Origin of the sequence: Paenibacillus sp. FSL M7-0134 (assembly GCF_038007865.1) — a bacterium.
Classification (GTDB): domain Bacteria; phylum Bacillota; class Bacilli; order Paenibacillales; family Paenibacillaceae; genus Paenibacillus; species Paenibacillus polymyxa_B.
In genome coordinates, this window is sequence record NZ_JBBOXV010000001.1 from 1776078 (window position 1) to 1794693 (window position 18616).

Consider the following 18616-nt stretch of genomic DNA (forward strand, 5'->3'; position numbering starts at 1 on the left):
AAAATTTTATTTTTTTAGTCATTTTTTAGTCAGGATATCCCTATGATTCATAGCGCATGATAATCTCGTCACACATTTTATAATGTATGGAGGATGAGTTCATGCCAGGAACTAAGAAGGTCATCAGTTTTACGATTTCTGCTGCTTTACTCGCCAGTATGGCTGCTTTGACCGGGTGCGGAAATGCCGATCATAACGTTCGTACGAACAGTACACGCTATAACGCGCAAAGCACACATCACATGGATGGTGTGAACCGTTATGGTATGGATGGTGTGAATCGTTATGGGGTTAAGTCCAATGGTATGGATGGGATGGCATTGAATGAAAATGCCAACCGAACCGGACATCCAGTCCGTAATCTGCAAGTCGATCGCAATTTGTCCAAACGTATATCCGAGATGCCGGATGTAAAGTCTGCGACTGTGCTGGTCGGTGAACGACATGCCTATGTAGCCGTTTCCTTGAAAGACCAAGCCAACGGAACAGGTGTCGGTGCTCCAAGTGTTGACGGTACTCCAAGTGCAAATAGTATTGGACGTAACGGGAATGTACCGAGTGTGAATGGCGTTAATGGTACTAGAGGAAACCGTACTACGGATACTACAACGCCTGGAATGACAGACAATGGAGTAACCGGGAATGGAACACCTGCGCGTCGTGATGACGGTTTATTCGGTACGATGGGTACAGGCTCGTACGGTATGTTGCGTGGCTTGACGGACAACAATCGCGCAAATACCGGAAACACCACCATCGAGGGAGCAAGAACTGCATATGAACCAAGTGATGCAGTCAAGAGCCGAATCGCGAATAAAGTTAAGCAATTTGCACCTTCGATTGAACAGGTGTATGTATCGGCTAACCCGGATTTTGTCAAACAAGCCACTGACTTTACACACAGTGTGCAAAATGGTCATCCGATTAGAGGCTTGAGCAATGAAATGGTGGACGTGATTGAACGTGTATTCCCAACTCCGGCGGCTGGTACAAACCGTCCAATGGAAAATACAGCACCCACACGCCCACAAAATCATACGCCCGCGCCGATGAATCATCGCTAATTCAAACCCTATAAGTGTGTGCAATGCCAAAGAAAGAGCTATCCATCTCAGCGAATACGCTGGTGGATAGCTCTTTAGTTTTGGGGAATGATAACTATAACTGAATTATTTGCGCAATCCTTTAATCCATACGCCTTGCAGCTTTAAGTCTCTATCCAGTAACAGGATGTCTGCTTGTTTACCTGCTTCAAGCGAACCTGTACGATCAGCAATGTGCAAGGATCGAGCCGGATTCAGGCTGGCCATTTGTGATGCCGCGGGAATACTTATACCCACATGTTGAACCAAGTAGCGGAAGCCTTCAATCATCGTTAGTGTGCTTCCTGCCAAAGTGACGCCATCCTCCAGTCGTGCTACACCGCCCTGCACGATCACCGGCAAATCGCCGAGCGTATAATGACCGTCTTCCAGACCAGTAGCAGACATGGCATCTGTGATGAGAATGAGATTATGATCCTGCTTTAATCTAGCGAGCAGGGAAATGGCGGCGGGATGCACATGAATGCCGTCCGCGATGATTTCTGCTTCAATGCGCGGATCAGCGAGTACGGCTCCGGCGGCTCCCGGCTTGCGATGATGCAGCGGAGTCATAGCATTAAACGCATGCACCGCATGATTCAGCCCCGCCGTCGCTGCCTGTTCAACCTCTTCATACGTAGCATCCGTATGACCGAGAGCCGCGGTAATGCCATGGCTACGCAGCCATGCAATCAGTTCCAGCGCTCCTTCCCGTTCGGGCGCAAGCGTGAGCTGGCGAACAAGGCCTGGATAGCGCTGCTCCCATTCTGCCACCCATGAGAGATTCGGTGGCACGATATGTTCTGGGTTTTGCGCTCCAGGCCAGTTCGGACTGATGAACGGCCCTTCCAGATGTACGCCCTCCAACTGAGCATAGGGCATAGGTAGTGCCATGTATGCGTGAACTTCACTCAATACCCGGTCAATCTGTTCCTTGGGCGCGGTCATGGTGGTAGCCAGCATAGCCGTCGTTCCTTGTGAACCGTGAAAGGAGGTGATCGTATCCAGCACCCTTGAACTGGAGTCCATAAAGTCCTCACCGTTACCGCCGTGAACATGAATATCAATAAAGCCTGGTAGCAGATATCCTCCTTCCAAACGCACAATGTTTGCGGTTTTCGCTGCGGTTTCTTCCTGATTTGCCAAGACTACCGCTGTCCAATCGGCGGGTAAATGCTCTTCTGAACCAGCGAATACAATGGATTGCCCCTCAATGACGACAACCCCTTTTTCAATAATGTCATTTCCAACGACAACTTGCCCATACAGTAGCTGGGGTACGTTACCACTCATTTCATTTGACTTCAATTGAACCATCCTCCTGCTTTCTGATCTAGTAAAATAAGTACGTTGGGGTGACATTGCAGCAGAGAAGCCGGACACTCAGTCGTGACAGGTCCAGTTAAAGCCTGCTTTATAATGTCGGCCTTATCCGCACCAAAAGCCACCAGTATAATTTGCTTCGCCTTAAGAATCGTGCCTACTCCCATCGTAACTGCTTGCCTGGGTACAGCTTCTATATCGCCAAAAAATCGAGCATTCGCCGAGCGCGTACTTTCTTTCAAATCTACAACATGTGTGGTTCCAGTCAAGCGGTGACCAGGTTCGTTAAAGCCGATATGACCATTATGACCAATGCCAAGCAATTGCAGATCCACGGGTCCATGGTCCAAAATGGCCTGCTCGTGCGCTGCACATTCTGCTGCCAGATCCAGTGCATTCCCGTCAGGGACACGTGTATGGGATATCGGAATATCGATATGCTGGAACAAGTGCTCATTCATAAAGCTTCGATAGCTCTGCGGATGTTCTGGGGGAAGACCAACATACTCATCAAGATTCACGGAATAGGCTCGTGCAAAACTGACCTGTCCCTTGCGGTACATATCTGCAAGATGTTGGTAAATGCCAATCGGCGTACTACCGGTGGCCAGGCCAAGCATGGCCTGTGGTTTGGATAGCAGCAAGCTGGCGATCACAGCGGCGGCAGTAGCGTTCAGGTCCTCACGGCTGTTCAAAATGCGTATGTTCATCTTAGTGACCCCCTGGTTGTTTTTTGAGCTTGCTCACTTGTTGATATGAACCTTCCAATCTCGGAATATATTTGTCAAAATCTGCGCTCACCATACCTGTAAACAGAATATCTATGATATGAAGCTGGGCAATGCGGGAGGCCATATCCCCACGTCGCATTCCTTCCTCCAATGAGGAGGAAAATAGCGCAATATCCGCAAGACCTGCCAGCGTATTGTTTCCGAAGGAGGTCAGGGATAATGTCTTAGCCCCCTGTTCCTTTGCACAACGTAGAGCCGCAATGGTCTCCTGGGTTTCTCCTGAATAAGAGACGGCAAAGGCGACATCTCCTGCTCCGAGCGAGGAGGCAGAGGTAATCTGCATATGCGAATCTGCAAAGGCAGTGCTGTTCTTGCCAATACGGATGAGCTTCTGGTAAAAATCCTGTGCCACAATCGACGATGTCGCCATCCCATAGAGATCAATGCGGCTCGTGGCTGACAGCCATGCAATGGCCTGCTCCAGCTTGTCGTAATCCAGCAGTCGGGTCGTGTCCGCAATGGATGCGGTATGGTTCGCCTGAATAGCCTGCACGATTCGGGAAAGTGAATTTCCGGCGACAATATCCTGATAGGATTCTTCACCATTACGGTTGGAGTGGGACAACTCGGCGGCCAGCTTCATTTTGAAATCGGGATAGCCTTTAAAATGTAGTGATTTGCAAAACCGCGTAACGGTCGCCGCGCTCACACCACAACGCTCTGACAGCTCCCGAATACCCAAATGCAGCACATCTTCCGGGGATTGCAGGATGGATTCCGCCAGCTTGCGTTCCTGTACGGGAAGCTGCTCCAGTCTATGGGCTAATGTATGAAGAATGGGGGACATGAGCTGTGCTCCTTTGGCTGTAGAATGTTTGTGTGAAAAAAAGTATCGTATACAAGAAGAATATAAGGAAAAACATTTTCATGTGTATTGTAAAATAATTCTGCCGCTCATGCAAGAGATGTGAGGAGAATTTTTATTAGATTTTGCGAAAAAATAGCCGGCGAAAATTGTAGAAGTTATCATACATTAATTTACATATTGCGAGTTTTACTTACAAAACAACCTATTGACTTGTCTCTTCATTGGAGGAGTATAATTGAATAAAGTTCCAGTGAAGGAATTTTTCTAGGAGCTTTCTTTGCAGAGGGCATCGTTGGGTGGAACGAACAGAATCTCATTCACAAGGAGGAGTTTGCTATGCAAAGCCAAGTGATTGAAATGATCAGCGCGGTTAAGGAAGATCCTGAACTGGTCGCTAAGCTGGATGGACATTCGGACATTATTCATGATGCCGGACTGGATTCGTTGCAGTTGGTTCATTTCATGCTGCAAGTGGAGGATGCGTTTGATGTGGAGATTGATTTTGATTCCTTTGAGCTAGAGCATTTGAGCTCGGTAGATGCGTTTTGCAGCTACATTCAGGGGATCAGCGATGCGGAACAAGCGCCGCACCTGGAGGGAATGGAGACGGTCTGACGTACAGCTTGGTACATGTGCCTGAAAATCCATTAAACGAGGTGTTAGCATGCAGCCCAAAAGCAATGTGCTGATTGATGAGAAAGCGTTCAAGCTCATCAAGCGTAACCTGAAAAACGCTTCTGTATCTTACCGTAACGCCACACAGGACCCTACTTTCAAAACGGACATGCCCCAGACGATCGGCATTAAGCTGACCAACCGCTGCAACCTGAGATGTACACACTGTTTTGAATGGAACGAGGAAGGCTACCATCACCAAATGGATAAAGAAGAACAAAACATGGATCTTGCTCCGGACATGCTCCGGCAGATTTTGAGCGAAACCAAGGAAGCCAAGTCCAGACTGTACATGTGGGGCGGCGAACCGATGTTTCACCGGCGTTTTGATGAAATTTTGGACGTGCTGGCGGAAGATCGGCGCGAAATGACCTTTTGTACAAATGGATTACTTATTGATAAATATTTGGACCGGATTTTGGATTTGTCCGAAAATCTGGAGTTATTAATAGCGATTGAAGGTTTTGAAAGAGAACACGATCTAATTCGCGGTAAAGGCACCTTTCAAAAAACAATGCGGCAGATGGATAAGCTGATTGAACTGCGCGACCAGGGATTGTACAAGGGACGGGTAACTGTCCATGCGGTCATTAACGATAACATGATCGGACGGATGTACGAATTTCTGCAAATGCTGGAGGACAAAAGGCTGGATCTGGTGCTGCTGACGTTCCCCTGGTACATTTCCAAAGAGACCTCCCTCAAAATGGATGAATATTTCACACATAATTTCTCCTGGCTCCGACAACTTGAAGAAAAAAATATTAGTAGCTGGCATGCTTTCAAATATAAAATCAACCCGGATAACATCGATCCTCTGATGCAGGAACTACAGCGGATCAATGAGCGAGTATGGAACATTCGCGTGCGCTATCAGCCCGGTTTGGATTATGAGGAAATTGATAAATTTATACATGGCGAGGAAATGGTCAGCCGTTGTTCCAATCATTGTTTGGCGCTCACCTCCAGAACAGATATTTTACCAGACGGGAAGGTCATGCCTTGCAAATTTTTCAGTGAGTTCACGATTGGAAGCATGCGTGAGCACAGTCTGAAGGAGATATGGAACTCGGATGCGTATGAGAAAACTCGTCAAAAGATTAATCATGAAGGATTGACTCCGGTGTGCTCCAAATGCAGCGTATTGTATCTGCACGGGGCAGGCTCTCTGAAATACATTTAGTTTTCTATGGATGTTGTTTGTTACTGGATGGAAGAGAGAGGGATGATGACAAGACGTGACGACTAAAACTATTAACCTTGTGGAAGCGCTTGCGCATGAACGGGACCATGGAGTCCTGATTTGGCTGTTTAATATCGGCGCAGAGCAAGTGTGGCATCCATCCCCCCGCAAGGGGGGCATGGTAGACCGGGATGAACAGCAAGTCGTAAACCGGATGGAGGAAATGAATCTCCTGCTATGTCGAAGTCAGGATGTCATTGTACTTCGGGAACAGCCGGATGAGGCGTTTCTGGACATGCTCCAACGGTTGGGCTTTAGCCTGCCGCGTATTGAGGTGCCGGAGCCTTCTGATCCGCTAACGCCGATTTCAGAGCTGGTGCTGGCGGATGAGGCGCTTTTGGCACGACTGCGCACGGTTGCAGATGCAGGCCACAGCAGCGGCGGAGCCAAAGCGTGGCTCGTCCCCTATGCGGTCACACCGCAGGAGGAAGCGATTGCGGAGCTTTGCGGGCTAGAGCTGATCGGTGCTCCATCCGCGGTCAGTGCTCAGGTGAATGATAAAATATTCAGCCGCCTGACCGCGCAAAAGCTTGGTTTTGCCGTCAGCGAAGGCGCTGTATGTGCAGACGAATCGGCGATCCGCAGGGAGTGTGCCAGACTGGCTGACTTATCGGATGGACCTGTGAAGCTGATTATCAAGCAACCGCACGGTGCCTCAGGACAAGGCATGTATATGCTGGACGAGCTGTCCAAGCTGGACACACTGCTGAGTGTGATGAAGCGTTTTGGCGGCTCGTCGCCATCTTCCGGCGGTTGGCTGGTGGAGCGCTGGCACAATAAGCAGATGGATCTGAACTACCAGCTCTGCATTGACGAGGGCGGTGGTGTGACGATGTTTTCGCTAAAAAGGCAAAACGTGGATGGCACCGTATATATCGGATCTCAAGTGCCGGCTGAGATTGGCGATGCGCTGGAGGAAGAAGTGAGACGCTGCGCCTATCAGCTGGGTACGCATCTCTATTCCATTGGGTATACGGGAATGGCCTCTATTGACGGTTTTGTCGACGAAGAAGGTTTGCTGGTTCCAGTCATTGAGATAAATGGTAGATTTACGTTGTCTACCTATATTTCGTTCCTGTCATCCGTCCTGGGAGAACAGCATAAAACATTATCCCGTTATTACCGCAACGTTACCGCTACACCTCTCACCTACAGCCGCTTGTGCGGGTTGCTCGCGGAGGAGGGCTTGCTCTATACGCCCGAACGTCCAGAAGGGGTGTTTGTGTATACGGCGGGTACATTGTCTGGTATTCCTGTGAAGCGGGGCTATGTGAACCGGATTTTCACACTTATTTTGGCAGACAGCTGGCAGGAAGCTGATGCTTATGCGCACAAATTGGAAGGTATTATTGCTGGATTAGGATGCTCATAAATTGGAGGGAATCAAAAATGAAAACAGATGTATACCATGTAGTACCCTTGCTGGAAAAGATTTTGAAACTGGCTCCGGGAGAACTGGAACAGTTGACTCCGGATCAGGATCTGCGAACCTTGGGGCTGAATTCCTTATCCGCTGTGGAATTAATTGTAGAGTTGGAAAATGAGCTTGATATTACGATGGAGGACGACGATCTAGTGCTGGAGCATCTATCTACACTGCAAGGCATCGAGCGTCTGCTGGGCAAATATGCATAAGGGCGCTGAAAAGACAAGGTTGATGCAGGAATCCGATATGGAGACTCGTCATGATTCCGTTGTGGACTATGGTGCAGAAGAAGTCGCAAACGCTCTTCCAGGGAAACATTGTGTATATTCTTCCCTGCGTACCTCATTGCGGAGGTACGGGGTGAACATGGCCGAATCCGAGCTATTCATGCTGTGTGGAAGTATGTGCGCAGAGTACGGTGGAGATTTGAAGCGCTTCGGACCTGAGAAATATCCGGAGCAGCTTCAAGAAATGGCAGCCAGTGGTGGACCTGTTATTCGGGTGGAACCGTGGGTCGCTGGTGTCAGCGATGAAACCAACCTGTTGCAGGTGCTCACATCGGGCTACGGTACCATGCTGCATACGTCGAGCACCGCTTTAACCTATCACGATGTATATGTGAAAAATTACCCAAGGGGCCACGTGATTGAGTTGTGCGGGTTGGACTTGCAAGAACGGACAGCACAGGTGAATGACAGCTTCCTGCTCGATTCCTCGGGACATGCCATGACTTATGTGGGCTCAGCCCGGCTCGACGATCTGATGCAGGGCATTATTGAGTATGCATGGCTGGTGGAGCAGCCTGCCCCGCTTTCGCCAAGTGAGATGCATGCTGCGTGTGCTCATCATATTCGACAGTATTTGACTGGACACGAAGCCATCTGGAGAGGCGTACCTACGTCTAATGAGTCGGAAAGTCAAACGGGGAAAGCTGTGACAGGCAAGCAGGTCAAGCGGGGAGATGAGGGGTACCGGGCATTTGTCGGTGACTTCCATCTGTTGGCAGACATGGAGGATCAGGATTTTCGGACGTACTGTCATGAAATCTATTACAATCTGCGATTGGGCAGTGCCCTTCATTTGACGGATTATACAGCTGATTATTGCCTGCTGCATCAAGCTACGCTGGGACCACAAACACAGCATGTAATTGAATTGGCACAGGCGCTGTACGCGGATTGGCACAAGCTTAATCTGCATATTTACAAAACAGGGCTTCAACTGCGCAAGCATCGGATGCCTGAAATTACGGAACGAGCTTTGCACTTAATTGAAAGACAGCGGCATATGCTGGAGGAACTGATGATTTTAGCAGAGAAAGCAGCCGAGTAGTCCAAGCATTCGGCCGCATAAGAAACGTTCATCAGGTGTCCTGCACAGAGGAAAGAGGAGGGGAATTGATTGCCGTCCATTACATTAAAGCAATTGTCGAAAACATTTACGTACTACAAAAAGGAGCCGGGCGTGCGCAAATCGTTACAAAACTTGTTCAGGCGTGAGCAGCTGACCAAAGAGGCTGTGCAAAATGTCAGCTTTAGCATTGAGGAAGGCGAAATTGTCGGATTTCTCGGTCCAAACGGGGCGGGCAAAACAACGACGCTCAAAATGCTGTCTGGCATTCTCCATCCCACGGACGGGGAGGCATCGGTACTCGGCTTTACCCCGTGGAAACGACAAAAAGAGTTTAAACGCCAGTTTTCCATTGTAATGGGACAGAAAAACCAGCTCTGGTGGGATTTGCCTGCAAGCGAGTCATTCGAGCTGAACAAGCTTATCTATGAAATCGATGAAAACCGTTATAAAGAGGCACTAGAAGAACTGATCACTCTGCTTGGGGTGGAGGAGCAGCTTCATGTGCAGGTTCGGCGGCTGTCTCTCGGCGAGCGTATGAAAATGGAACTGATCGCCGCGCTGCTGCATCGTCCACGGGTCATTTTGCTGGATGAGCCGACCATCGGACTGGACCTTGTTTCTCAGCGGCGGATTCGAGAGTTTTTCAAAGCCTATAACCGCACGCACCGGACAACCATCCTGCTGACAAGCCACTACATGAAGGATATTGAGGATTTGTGCAGTAGATCCATCATTATCAGCGGGGGCAGATTGGTCTATGACGGAGACTTACACAAGGTGAATGAGGTCATCGGTGCCCGTAAATTACTCAAGGTTCGACTGGAGACCCCCGTATCCAGCCTAACGTTGGCGAGCCTCGGCAAACTTCGCTCCAACTCGGAGCTGGAGGCGGTATTTGAGCTGGATGCAGAAGATACCTTGGCTTGGTCCAAAAAGATTTTGGACGCACTGCCTGTCGTTGATTTTACGATTGAGGACGTCCCGCTGGAAGAGGGGATAGCCAATTTGTACGATGGGGGCAGGCTGGCCGATGCGAAATAACAAATATGTGAAGGTACTCCAGCTTGGTATGCAAAACGAAATGGAGTATCGGGCTAATTATTGGCTCCAAATGGCGGGATTTATGTTGCCGATCATGACGCAAATTTTTCTCTGGCTAGCTGTATTCGGTTCTTCGGGACAAGCAAGAGTGCTGGGCTATTCTCTGCCAGAAATGCTGGTGTATGTGGTCATGGCGGGAGTAACTGGAAAACTGATTGCTACGGGCTTTGAATACGAAATTGCTACAGATATCAAGGAAGGTGGACTGGCAAAATTCATGGTACAGCCTGTGCATTATTTTGCTTACCGTTTTTGCCGGTTTATCGGAGGCAAAGTCATACAGTCTGCGGTCGTGCTGCTGGCGGCTGCTATTTTGCTGTTATGTCTTAGCCTGGAAGGACAAATCAGCTTCGGGCTATCGTACATCCTGCTTTACATATTGGCGTTGCCGGGAGCGCTTGTGCTTAATTTTGTGGTCTATTATGCGCTGAGCGGCATAGCCTTTTGGGTGACGGAATCGGCGGGACTATTTTATACGCTGTCGCTTGTCATTTACGTAGCTAGCGGTACCGTGTTTCCGCTGACGATTTTTGGAGATGTTTTGGCCCGTCTGTTCAGTCTGCTACCGTTCAGCTACACCGTATTTTTTCCGGTGAATGCGTTGACGGGCAAGCTGACTGTGCTGGAAGCCGCTAAAGGCATTGGCGTGCAATGGCTCTGGATTGTAGTGCTGGCGGCCCTATCACGCTGGGTGTGGCAAGCCGGGGTCAAACGCTTTGTCTCGGTGGGGGGTTAACATGAAAAATGTTTTCCGAAACGTTAGGCGCTACATCAGACTGTACTGGAAGTTTGTCCAGTTTTCCGTCATGTCGCAGATGGAATACCGCATTAATTTTATAACTGCATTTCTGGTTGAAACGGCTTATTTGCTCATCAAGCTGCTGTACGCATCGGTTCCATACCGCGCTGGGACGGATATTAATGGCTGGTCTCCTGACGCCATATTGTTATATATCGGCGTATTTACGATGATGAGCGGATTTTATAGTGGATTATTCTACAGTAATTTTACAAGCCTGCCTGACAAAATTCGTACCGGCTCACTGGACGTGCTCATGACTAAACCCGTATCGCTGCAATTTATGGTAACACTGCGTCAATTTGAATTGGGCTATACCGTGCCGAATGTAATTGGCGGCGGAATTATGACAGGGGTCGGCTGGCAACGACTCGGATTGCCGTTTAATTTTGAAACTGTAGGAGGGTTCTCTGTGCTGCTTGGATGCGGGGTGCTTACGACATACTCCGTATTTTTGCTCCCTCAACTGCTAGCCTTCTGGATCATCCGCACGAACGGCGTTACGGAGCTGTCCAACAGCATTTTCGAGACAAACTATGTGCCGATGGCCGTGTACAGTAATCTGATTCAGCGTATCGGTTTGTTCGTGCTTCCGGTGTTTGTCATTTGTAATTTTCCGCCCATGTTCATTCTCGGCAAAATGGAAACCGGGTTAGTGGTATGGGCATTTCTCGCACCTCTCTGGCTGCTGGCGATCATCCGCCTGATATGGCAGTTTGCTCTACGTGATTATACGAGCGCGAGCCAGTAGCGCTACCGTGTAGTAGGCCAATAATGAAGCAGGAAAGGAAGCGAATCATATGAATGCGATACCGAATCAGCGTCATTTGTATATGGGAACGTTCGAAGCGGAGGTTTACTGGCGGGATGCCCAGTTAGCTTCCTTGCCAGCCCTGCCTGACCGGGCTTCTTCTGCGATTGTAGCAGCCATGGATGAACTGCTGTTCAGCTTTTGCCAACCGGGAGATGCGTTATTGACCCGTTATGCCATTTCGCCCGTACAGCGTCAGTATATCGCGCAGTTGGGCTTTCATCCGGCTGTCAACGAACGGGACTTGACCGATGGCATGGAGCGTGCAGGCAATGTGTCGACCGCATCAGTATTTGAACTGCTGGGCAGTCGCAAGGCCGATGCCGGAGAGGGGTTTCCTCAACTGGAAGGCTGTGTGCTTAGCCCGTTTGCGGGTTTACCGCATGTGGAGGAGGCTGCACGTGCTTGGGGAATAACACTGCATCAGCCGCCGCTGGAAACGATTCGCAAGGTAAATGCCAAAACGTATTCCTCTGATCTGAAACGCAGTCTTGGTCTGCGCAACCCGGGCTATATTGTGACTTCGTTTGCAGATGTTGCTGAGGCGGGGCGTAAGCTGCTACGGGATGGAAGCTTTTTAATCAAGGATGATTTTGGCGTATCGGGCAAAGGAAACCTGCACATTACCTCGACACAAATGCTGGACCGGATCGTATCGTATTTGCGTGGACAGGAGCGTAAAGGCAAACAGGTGCTTTTCCTTTTGGAGCCTTTTCTGGAGAAAGAGCAGGATTTTTCATGCCAATTTACGATTGGTGATGATGGAAGTGTCGATATCTTATCTGTACAATGGCTGGCTAACACTCAATTCTCCTATCGGGAATCCTTGTCGCCGGACGGGGCATTTTTGGAGCGGCTGGAGCGCGAGGGCTATTTTAGCTTGATGCAGGATGTGGGACGGCAATTGTATCAAGACGGTTATTATGGCGATGTTTGCATTGATTCCATGACACTTCGTGGTGGGAAGCTGGAGCCAATTATCGAAATTAATGCTAGAAAGTCGATGAGTTTGATCAAACATCAGCTCGATACCTTTCTGGCCGGGAAAAATATGCGTGGCACGCTGACGAATTATTCGCTGTCCCATGATGGCAGTCTATCCTATGAAGAACTGCTGGAAGGGCTGAAAGGTGAAGGATTGTTGTTCACAGGTGAACGTGAAGAAGGCGTCATGCCTCTGGGTGCCAATACGTTATATGTGAACACAGGTGGACGAGATGGCGAGAACAAGATTGTGGGCCAAACAAGCACGCCAAGCAGAAATGCAACTGGGCGCGGAGGCAGATCATCTGCCAAGCAGGTTCGTGTGAGCGGGATTGGGGCCAGCGATGGCGGATCGGAAGGGAACGGCTTGGGTAAGCCGGACTTGAATGGTAAAAAAGAAACCGCTGGAAGCGAACGGGCACGAGGCAAGGGTCGTCTTTATTTGGAACTGGTTGCTGCGAGCGATGAGGAAAAAATGCGATTGACTACAAAGCTGGAGCGTTTTTTGGCAGAGCATCATTTTACAGTGCTGAATTAAACGGGAGGCGTATGAGCATGCGTAAGAATACGGATAAGCTTGTGAAGGTAACGATTTTGTGTTCCGGTTTCGGATTGGGCTTTTATACCCCTGGCTTGTTGTTGCAAGCGGGTCTTCGCAGGCTGGGCGTGGATACGGCGATTCATGTATTTGAAAATGTGCTGCCAGAATCGGCCCGTCTCAAGGTCGACAAAAGCCGCAAAGCTTACCATGACAATTTTGCGGTGGCCTTAATGTCACAGAAGGTTCCGCAGGATATGCGTAATTCACTGGATCTCGCAGCGATGGAAGTACTGCTGAACCAATGGATAGAGGAAGATCGGCGGTATTTTATATGCTTATCCGGTCATTGGATGTATGTACTGGAGGAGTATCGCAAGCGCAGAGAACCGAAGTCGGTTCATGTGGACATTGTGTATATGGATTCGACACCTTCTCCTTCCTGGAAAAATCTAGCCAAGCATAACCCACGTTTTGCGGATGGCTGTGGAGAAACGACCTTTTTTGAAAATGATAACAATAGAGTCAGCCACTATATTGATGTGCCGGCCGTGGAGTATGTACCGTTTGAAGCACGGCAATCCCGCTTATTCGTACATGGCGGCGGTTGGGGGATGGGCACCTACCGCGACAAGGTTGGACGGTTGGAAGAAGCGGGCTGGGAGCTGGACCTGCTGTTGTATGATCAGGATCAACCGGATGAACAGCGGGACAGTATACGCTATTTTCAGATGGACCCGCAGTGGAGGACATGGCAGCGAAATGAAGCCGGAGAGCATACATTTCCACCTTTCGGAGAGGTGAAAAGAGGCGAGAAGACAGTGTATCAGGTTGGACCGGATTACCATAGCATGCTGGACCAAGCATGTCGTGTCCAGGCCATTGTCAGCAAGCCCGGTGGTGGCAGCCTAACCGATTCGTTCGCTACAGCTACTCCGCTCATTATGCTGGAGCCATTTGGTGTGCATGAGAAGCATAATGCGGATCTATGGGAACGGCTTGGACTGGGTATGCGGTACGATACGTGGATACAAACCTATGACGGCAGTGCTCAGATACTGGAGGATATGCATCGCAGGATCGTAGAGCTGCGCAGTCGAACGCCGCGTTATATAGAGTCCTATGTGAATAGCATCCAAATGTCAGCAAGCTCACTGGGAATGGAGCAGGGGTCATGAACGCTGCCGCGGCTGCGCAAGAACCTGCGATGCGAGATATTCGCTTTGGGATCATTGGCTGTTCTGCTATTGCTCCGCGTGCCTTGCTGGAACCGATCCGACATGTAGCAGGGGCACGCGTGACCGCGCTTGCGAACCGCACGGTTGCCAAGGCAGGAGAAATGGCAGATCGTTTTGGCGTCAGTGTCGTTTATCGTCATGCTGAGGATATGCTAAAGGACCCGGAGATCGACGCTGTATATATTGCGCTCAGCAACGACTTGCATGCCGAGTGGATTGGCAAAGCACTACGGGCTCATAAGCATGTGCTGGTGGAAAAACCGTTATGCCTGAATACGGCTGATCTTGCTCCCTTGGCAGCGACAGTCGAACAGAGTAGCGCTTACCTGCTGGAGGGAGTCATGGTGCAGCACCATCCTTGGCAGCATGAGCTACGGAGGATCGTAGAATCGGGGCGTTATGGTCGCTTATGCTCCATAGAGACGAGTCTATGCATTCCGGCAAAAGAAGGACATGCGGACAATTACAGATCTCGTCCGGAGCAGGGTGGGGGATGCTTTTGGGATCTGGGCGTGTACTGGCTACAGCTGCTTCAAGCCGTCGTTGGATTGGAGCAGGCTGAATTCCACAGTCAATCGGATTTTGATGGTCCTCATGGCTGTGACTGGACATTTCGTGCGCAAGCCCGTTATCCGAGCGGATTGAAGGCATCTGCCCTCTTTTCATTTGAGCGCCCTTATCACTGTGCTCATGTACTGACCTTTGATTCGGCAGTAGTCACTTTAAAGGACTGCTTTCGGGCAAATTTAGGTTTTTATAAAATGACACTCAAGACGGAAATAAAGAAGGATATCATGCCGAATATAACGGATGCGGACGCACTGCCTGTGTTATCACAGACATCCTCGCATACCAAAACGGTTTTCGAGCCTATGAACTATTATGTCAATCAGTTGAATACCTTTTGCAGCATCATCCGGGGAGAAGCGGAGCCCATTCCATTTCGCGAGGCTGCTGAACGCGTCAGACTGCTGGCAGCCATTCATGAAGCAGCACGCTCGGGCGAGACGATCTATGCAGTATGAGTATGATTGTGTTTTCGAGCGGTGGGGAGCGAATGATGCAAAATACTGAGTATCAAGGCAAAGAGAGGAGGGGAATTCAGTAGATGGATAAAAAGGACGAAGCCCTACTGGAGCGTTTCGGCGAGCATCCGACGCCATTTTACTATTATGATGGGGACGCGCTGCATGCTCACGTCAGCTCGTTACTATCCCGATTGCACCCGGCCGTGCGTGTACATTACGCGCTCAAGGCTAATGGTAACGTAGCCTTGGCTGGGTTGCTGCGCTCGTTAGGTTGTGGTGTTGAGATTGCTTCGGCTGGAGAAATGTTCGTCGCTATGGAGGCCGGGTATGCTGCGGAAGACGTGCTGTACGCCGGACCAGGAAAAACAGTAGCCGAGCTGAACGAGGCGGTAGCCTGTGGAATCGGCTGTATTCATGTCGAATCGGTGAGGGAGCTGCGTCTGCTGGAGGACATTGCTGCCCAAGCGGGCCAGCTTGTCAGGGCAGCGGTTCGCATCAATCCCGATAACGACTTGTCTGGAGCAACGATTAAAATGGGCGGTGTTCCGCGCCCCTTTGGAGTGGATGAAGGGCAGCTGGATCACTTTTTTAAGGTGCTGGAAGATTGCCCGCACGTCAATTTTCAAGGTATTCAGGTATATACAGGTACGCAAATGTTGAAATCGGATCAGATTTTAGCTTCATTTGCGAATACGCTGCAGTTGGCAGAACGGGTACAGGCTCAGTATGGTGTGGCAATGCATACGGTCAATTTGGGCGGCGGGTTTGGTGTACCTTATTTTGCTCATGAGCAACCGCTCGATATGGATCACGTCATTGACGGACTGAACGCACTCGCGGAGCAGACCCGAACCCGCATGCCCGGGGTTAAGCTAATCATCGAAAGCGGCAGGTATCTGGTTGCTCAATCGGGCATGTATGTCTGCCGAGCATTGTATACAAAGGAATCCAAGGGGGAGAAGTTTGTCGTGGCTGATGGTGGCATGAATCACTACGCCGCAGCTACTTTTCGAGGACGCCGAATTAGGGACAACTACCCGGTGCGAATTATGCGCAGGCAAGCGGGAGAATTGAAAGAGCCCAAAGAACGAGAAGTGGAAGCAACCCTATGGATGGGGCAGAGAGACGCTTCTGCTCAAACGGCTGTGGCTGTCGAACAATCATTAGAAGAGGTTGCAAACCGAATAGGAGGGCCTCTGGAAGAGGCATCCATGGAGCTTGAGACGGTAAGCATTGTCGGTCCGCTTTGTACACCCGAGGATTGTATTGTGAAAAAAGCGCAGCTTCCTCCGATTCACGAGGGCGATTACATTGCCTTTCCGAATGCAGGTGCCTATGGATTAAGCTATAGCCCACTACAATTTTTGGGACATGCTACCCCGACGGAACTGCTCGATTTTCGTGGGGAGGTGCATGTCATTCGTGAACACGGTGACCGCACAGACCTGCTGCATCATCAGCGCATGATTCCGTTGCCTGAGGATGTGCAGTAAGTATGTAAAAAAACGCCAAACTCATGGGAACCGATACAAATCGGACCTGTGATTTGGCGTTTTTTACATGATGAGTAGGGTAGCATCGACTTATTGTTGCTTGGAGCTGCGCATTTCCTGACGCACAAGCTGCCATACCATAAAGATCAGTACAGCGATTTGTGGGACAAATGTTTCCCAAGTTGGATACATTCCCAGCCAGCTAATGGACGGAAGCGAGGAGGCAGTGTGCCCCGGAAGCTTACCGGCCACCTGAAGCGAATGAATACTTTCGCCCAGGAATCGGAATACGAGATAGTAAATCAGTACAGTGGCAGTCAGGAAAAAGGCGCGAATTGGCAATCGTACACTGAATTTAATGATCGCAAACGCCAGAATGACCAGAATAATCGTCGCTGAGCCAATGCCGATCAGCAATTGTGAAGTTTCGATGGCTGGAGCCATACCGACATAAAAGATAGCTGTCTCGGCTCCTTCACGCAGAATTGCGAGCGCAGAAACCGCAAATAGCGACCACAGGCTTCCTCGTGCCAGCGCGTTGCCCACGCTGTTTTCCACAAAGCGGTTCCATGCGGCAGCGTTGGATTTGCTATGCAACCAGCTACCCACGGTCAGCATCAGCACGACCGCCACCAGCCCGGTGACACCTTCCAGCAGCTCACGCATGCTGCCTGATGCGGCAGCTGCCACCAGTGTGGTGAACAGCACTGCCAGAATTCCGCTCAGCACCAGCCCCGTTCCGGCTCCTGCCCATATCCAACGTCCAGCCACGGCTTCGCCGCTTTTTTTGGCATACGCCAGCAGAGCTGCGAGCACGAGGATGGCCTCCAGGCCCTCACGCAGCAAAATCAGCGCGGCATCCCACGCAGTGTAAGAACGTTCTTCCGTCAACGGACGGAGCCTGTTCAGCATCTGATCAAGAGTCTGAATGGCTTTGTCCGTATTCGGTGGAGAAGACAGCAGATATCCGGAAGTTTCGGTCATTTCATTTTCAATCGCAGTGTAAGACGTCGGATCGGAAATTTGTACATGTCCTTCGACGGAAGGCCACAGAGCGATAAACTGCACTACCTTATCAGCCGCTTGCTCTGATTGATTAGCTACAGCATCTTGGCGTGCGGATTCGAGCAAGGTGACTGCATCGGTCAGAGAAGCTGCCGAACCATTCGCCGTTCCCGTAGCCGTATTGCCTGTATCTGTTCCTTGGCCTGTGTTCGCAGACTTGCCCTGACTATAATCAGACAGCAGAGTCGTTAATTCCTGCATTTCCTTAAGAGCCTGTTCTTGGCGAATAGGCTCAGCTTGCATAGAGATGCGGATGAGACTGATTTTAGTTTCGAGCGAACTGTATACCGGAAAATTGTCCAAACGAATCGGTGTTTCTACCTGATACCAGGCTTTGACGATTCGATCGTAATCCACCCGGGCAGCAGCCCAATCACCTTTTTGCATGGCGGCCAGACTGCCCTTCGCCATGGGAAGCAATTTTTCCGCTGCTTTGGCTCCAGCCGGGGCTGGTTTGTCCCCTTCGGCAGCAGTGACGTACTCATTGACCGAGCGCGCCAGCACGGATAAGGCAGCTTTCGCTGGTTCCCCGCCGCCACTGGCGAGTGTCTGCTCCGCATCGGTGAGTGCTTGATCTACAGCCGCGATGTGAGCTGAATCTCCGCCATTCGTTTTGGCGGCCTCCCACAGCGTGCGGAATTCTTTCAGATCCTTGGAGGCTTCCGTCCATTGAGCTTGTCCCGCCTCCACCAGCGCTCCGCCCACCACAGGCATTAGCTGATCATTGGTGACAGCTTTGGCATCCGTTTGTGCAAAAGCGACCGACCCGGAGCCGGACATGAACGGAGTGACGGTCAGCAGCAGAGCTGTCACCAGCACAAACACCCATCCCAAGCTTTTATTGCGCCGATTCATATA

Annotated in this window: 17 protein-coding genes; 13 read left to right on the plus strand and 4 right to left on the minus strand. The window is 50.2% G+C overall.

Going from position 1 to position 18616, the window contains the following annotated elements:
* The first annotated feature begins 101 nt into the window (after positions 1–101).
* Positions 102–1064 (plus strand): YhcN/YlaJ family sporulation lipoprotein, encoded by a 963-nt coding sequence (locus tag NSQ58_RS07925; RefSeq protein WP_028541499.1) that lies wholly within the window; start codon positions 102–104, stop codon positions 1062–1064.
* 105 nt (positions 1065–1169) lie between these two features.
* Here the strand turns inward: NSQ58_RS07925 and nagA are convergent, their stop codons facing one another.
* From nagA to NSQ58_RS07940, 3 genes are read right to left on the minus strand one after another with little or no spacing between them, the layout of a single operon-like run.
* A complete protein-coding gene (gene nagA, locus NSQ58_RS07930; protein ID WP_081391264.1) occupies positions 1170–2390 on the minus strand; it encodes an N-acetylglucosamine-6-phosphate deacetylase in 1221 nt (406 codons plus the stop codon).
* A complete protein-coding gene (nagB, locus tag NSQ58_RS07935) occupies positions 2387–3115 on the minus strand; it encodes a glucosamine-6-phosphate deaminase (RefSeq protein WP_341057139.1) in 729 nt (242 codons plus the stop codon). The genes nagA and nagB overlap by 4 nt, the downstream gene beginning before the upstream one ends.
* Position 3116: 1 nt before the next feature.
* Positions 3117–3983 carry a MurR/RpiR family transcriptional regulator gene (locus tag NSQ58_RS07940; protein ID WP_023990065.1) on the minus strand — a complete coding sequence of 289 codons (867 nt, stop codon included), beginning with the start codon at positions 3981–3983 and terminating at the stop codon, positions 3117–3119.
* Between the two features lie 357 nt (positions 3984–4340).
* Between NSQ58_RS07940 and NSQ58_RS07945 the strand changes: the two genes are divergently transcribed.
* The 12 genes from NSQ58_RS07945 (at position 4341) to NSQ58_RS08000 (ending at position 16693) form a co-directional block, all read left to right on the plus strand.
* On the plus strand, positions 4341–4619 hold the full coding sequence (locus tag NSQ58_RS07945) for an acyl carrier protein (protein WP_013311713.1): 279 nt from the start codon (positions 4341–4343) through the stop codon (positions 4617–4619).
* A gap of 49 nt (positions 4620–4668) precedes the next feature.
* Positions 4669–5862, plus strand: coding sequence for a radical SAM/SPASM domain-containing protein (locus NSQ58_RS07950; RefSeq protein WP_023990063.1), 1194 nt, complete (start codon positions 4669–4671; stop codon positions 5860–5862).
* 55 nt (positions 5863–5917) lie between these two features.
* Complete coding sequence (locus tag NSQ58_RS07955; protein ID WP_023990062.1) at positions 5918–7294, plus strand: peptide ligase PGM1-related protein; 1377 nt, start codon at positions 5918–5920, stop codon at positions 7292–7294.
* 17 nt (positions 7295–7311) lie between these two features.
* Positions 7312–7557: an acyl carrier protein gene (locus tag NSQ58_RS07960; RefSeq protein WP_023990061.1), complete on the plus strand. Its 246-nt coding sequence runs from the start codon at positions 7312–7314 to the stop codon at positions 7555–7557.
* A gap of 37 nt (positions 7558–7594) precedes the next feature.
* Positions 7595–8680 (plus strand): hypothetical protein, encoded by a 1086-nt coding sequence (locus tag NSQ58_RS07965; RefSeq protein WP_254348673.1) that lies wholly within the window; start codon positions 7595–7597, stop codon positions 8678–8680.
* A gap of 69 nt (positions 8681–8749) precedes the next feature.
* Complete coding sequence (locus NSQ58_RS07970) at positions 8750–9742, plus strand: ABC transporter ATP-binding protein (RefSeq protein WP_341057140.1); 993 nt, start codon at positions 8750–8752, stop codon at positions 9740–9742.
* The gene (locus tag NSQ58_RS07975) at positions 9732–10538 is read left to right on the plus strand and encodes an ABC transporter permease (protein ID WP_028541504.1); all 807 of its coding nucleotides are present in this window, start codon (positions 9732–9734) and stop codon (positions 10536–10538) included. The genes NSQ58_RS07970 and NSQ58_RS07975 overlap by 11 nt, the downstream gene beginning before the upstream one ends.
* A gap of 1 nt (position 10539) precedes the next feature.
* Entirely contained in the window at positions 10540–11352 is an 813-nt protein-coding gene (locus NSQ58_RS07980; RefSeq protein WP_279834339.1) for an ABC transporter permease, read from the plus strand.
* Between the two features lie 49 nt (positions 11353–11401).
* Positions 11402–12934, plus strand: coding sequence for a hypothetical protein (locus NSQ58_RS07985; RefSeq protein ID WP_076264923.1), 1533 nt, complete (start codon positions 11402–11404; stop codon positions 12932–12934).
* A 17-nt stretch (positions 12935–12951) separates the two neighbouring features.
* Positions 12952–14112, plus strand: coding sequence for a UDP-glucuronosyltransferase (locus NSQ58_RS07990; protein WP_341057143.1), 1161 nt, complete (start codon positions 12952–12954; stop codon positions 14110–14112).
* On the plus strand, positions 14109–15197 hold the full coding sequence (locus NSQ58_RS07995) for a Gfo/Idh/MocA family protein (RefSeq protein ID WP_340857832.1): 1089 nt from the start codon (positions 14109–14111) through the stop codon (positions 15195–15197). The genes NSQ58_RS07990 and NSQ58_RS07995 overlap by 4 nt, the downstream gene beginning before the upstream one ends.
* 83 nt (positions 15198–15280) lie before the next feature.
* Complete coding sequence (locus NSQ58_RS08000; protein ID WP_053326007.1) at positions 15281–16693, plus strand: alanine racemase; 1413 nt, start codon at positions 15281–15283, stop codon at positions 16691–16693.
* Between the two features lie 90 nt (positions 16694–16783).
* Here NSQ58_RS08000 and NSQ58_RS08005 read toward each other — a convergent pair whose 3' ends face one another.
* The gene (locus NSQ58_RS08005; RefSeq protein WP_341057145.1) at positions 16784–18613 is read right to left on the minus strand and encodes an FTR1 family iron permease; all 1830 of its coding nucleotides are present in this window, start codon (positions 18611–18613) and stop codon (positions 16784–16786) included.
* Between the last annotated feature and the right edge of the window lie 3 nt (positions 18614–18616).